This window comes from Nonomuraea marmarensis, from assembly GCF_043197025.1.
Lineage (GTDB): Bacteria > Actinomycetota > Actinomycetes > Streptosporangiales > Streptosporangiaceae > Nonomuraea > Nonomuraea marmarensis.
In genome coordinates, this window is the sequence record NZ_JBICRM010000094.1 from 1 (window position 1) to 2500 (window position 2500).

The following is a 2500-nucleotide window of genomic DNA, read 5'->3' on the forward strand; positions in this document are numbered from 1 at the left end:
TGTCAACGGCCAAGTGCGTGTCGCCGCTGGTGGCCATGTAGAAGTCCCCGCCTCTTCGTAGTTGACTACTTCTTGATCAGGCGTGCTGGTGTCCTGGTTCGTGCCTGTTTCATCCGGAAGGACTCGCCCTCGGTCACCACGACGATGCTGTGGTGCAGAAGCCGGTCCAGCAGGCTGACGGCGGTGGTGTGTTCGGGCAGGAAGCGTCCCCACTGGTCGAAGGGCCAGTGCGAGCCGATGCCGAGCGCGCGCCGCTCATAAGCGGCGGCAACGAACCGGAACAGCAGCTGGGCACCGGTGTCATCGAGCGGAGCGAACCCTACTTCGTCGATGATGACCAGGTCGGCGCGCAGCAGGTTCTCGATCACCCGGCCGACGGAGTTGTCGGCCAGCCCCCGATAGAGGGTTTCGACCAGCTCGGCGGCGGTGAAGTAGCGGACCTTGTGGCCGGCCTGGATGGCGGCGACGCCCAGCGCGATGAGGCTGTGGGACTTACCGGTGCCGGCCGGGCCGACCGCGCAATAGTTCTCCGCCGCCCGCACCCACTCCAGCGAGGCGAGGTAGTCGAACGTCGCCTTCGGGATCGAGGAGGCGCCGACATCGAACTCCTCGATGGTCTTGAGCACGGGGAAGGCGGCGGACTTCATCCGGGCGCGGGCGTTGGAGGCATCGCGTGCCGCCAATTCGGCGTCGATGAGCGTGCGCAGGAACTCCTCAGGATTCCAGCGCTGCGTTCGGGCGGTGACCAGCAACTCGGGCGCCAGCCTGCGGATGGTGGACAGCTTCAGCCGGCGCAGCCCGCCATCCAGGTCGGCGGCCAGCGGTGCGGGCGCGGGCGCGGTCATGACACCTGTCCGATCTTGTCCAGCGTGTACTCGGTCAACGACCGGGTCGGGACCGGCGGCAACTCCACGACCAGCGCATCACCGGCGGGCGCCGGTTGCGGGGTTCCGGCGCCGGCGGCCAGGATCGAGCGCACGTCCTCGGCCCGCCAGCGGCGGAAACTCACCGCCCGCTCCAGCGCCGCGATCAGCGCCTGCTCACCGTGCGCGGCCCGCAGCGCAGCCAGCTCGACCAGGTCACCAGCAAGCCGGGTGTTGCCCGAGGCGGCCGAGCCGGTCAGGAACGACTCCGCCGCCGGGCCGAGCGCCAGGAACGCCTTCTCCGCCGCGGTCCGGGGCCGGGCCGCGCGGCGGGGCGCGGGCCGGGGGCCGCCGTAGTGCTCATCGGTCACCGACGCCTCGCCGGGCGCGACCGCCAGGTGGTCGGCGACGATCTCGCCGGTGGCCAGGTCGCAGATGAGCAGCCTGCCGCCTTCCTCGCTCACCGCGACCCGGGTGCCGATCAGCCGGGTGGGCACCGAGTAGCGGGCCGAGCCGAACCGCACGCAGGACAGCCGGTCGACCTTGCGGGTGACCGGGGCCTTGCCGATCGCCGGCCGCAGTGACGGCAGCGCGGTCAGCAGGTCACGCTCGCCGGCCAGCCGTTCGGCCGGGATGGCGCAGATCTCCGAATGCGGCACGGTGTTGACCTCGGCGCACCACTGGCGGGCGGCCACGTTGGCGACGATCAGGTCGTCGAACGGGGCCTGCGGCACGACCAGATCACGTTTGGCATAGCCGACCAGGTTCTCCACGATGCCCTTCGATTCCGGGTCTGCGGCCTCACACCAGTCCGGCCGGAAGCCGTAGTGGGTGGCGAAACGCACGTAGTCGCCGGTGGGGATGACCTTGTTGGCGACCACGCCGCCCTTCAGGCAGCCCATCCGATCGGCCAGCACCACCTTGGGTACCCCGCCGAGCGTTTCGAAGCATTCGGCCAGGAAGGCCAGCGTGGTGGTGGCCCGCTCGTTGTCGGCGAAACGGACGAACCGCACCCGCGACCAGGCCAGCACCGCGCAGAACACGTGCAGCCCGCCGCCCGCATCGCCCCAGTCGATGACCAGCATCTCGCCCGGCGTCCAGACCGCCGGCCGCCGGCCGCGATGGTGACCGCGCCGCCAGGTCTTCTTCGCCTCGGCGACCAGACGCCGGAAGTTGCGCGCCGAGCCGGCGTATCCGGCGGCTTGGGCCAGCGGCAGCAGCCGTTTGGCCGAGATCCTCCCGGCCGTGCTCTTGACCTTCTCGGCCACCAGATCGGCGACCGTATCGAAGTTGTGCTCGCGCCGTCTGCGGCCCGGCGGCTTGTCCCCGGCCAGCGCCCGCTCGATGATGCGTCTGACGGTCTTGTGCGTGGTGCCGCACATCTCGGCGGCCCCGCGATAGGTGCCTACCTCGCGGTAGGCGGCGATGATGTCCATGACTTCCCCCGAAGACTTCATGGCCGGGCAGACCCCCTGAGCGGTGATCTCGTGACTGGCTGACACCGTCACGATCACCGCTCAGGGCACACCCCTCCTCACGACACGCGGACAACGCGAAGCAGAAGTGGGGACCTAAACCGGCCACCAGTGGTGACCTCGAACTGGCCACCTGTGGGGACTTTTACATGGCCACGGACA

The 2500-nt window shown here is 69.8% G+C and carries 2 protein-coding genes; both read right to left on the reverse strand.

Features of this window, described 5'->3' with window-relative positions; genetic code table 11:
* Positions 1 to 65: 65 nt before the first annotated feature.
* Positions 66 to 845 (reverse strand): IS21-like element helper ATPase IstB, encoded by a 780-nt coding sequence (istB, locus tag ACFLIM_RS50060; protein WP_393177975.1) that lies wholly within the window; start codon positions 843 to 845, stop codon positions 66 to 68.
* Complete coding sequence (gene istA, locus ACFLIM_RS50065; protein ID WP_393177977.1) at positions 842 to 2320, reverse strand: IS21 family transposase; 1479 nt, start codon at positions 2318 to 2320, stop codon at positions 842 to 844. The genes istB and istA overlap by 4 nt, the downstream gene beginning before the upstream one ends.
* Positions 2321 to 2500 lie beyond the last annotated feature (180 nt).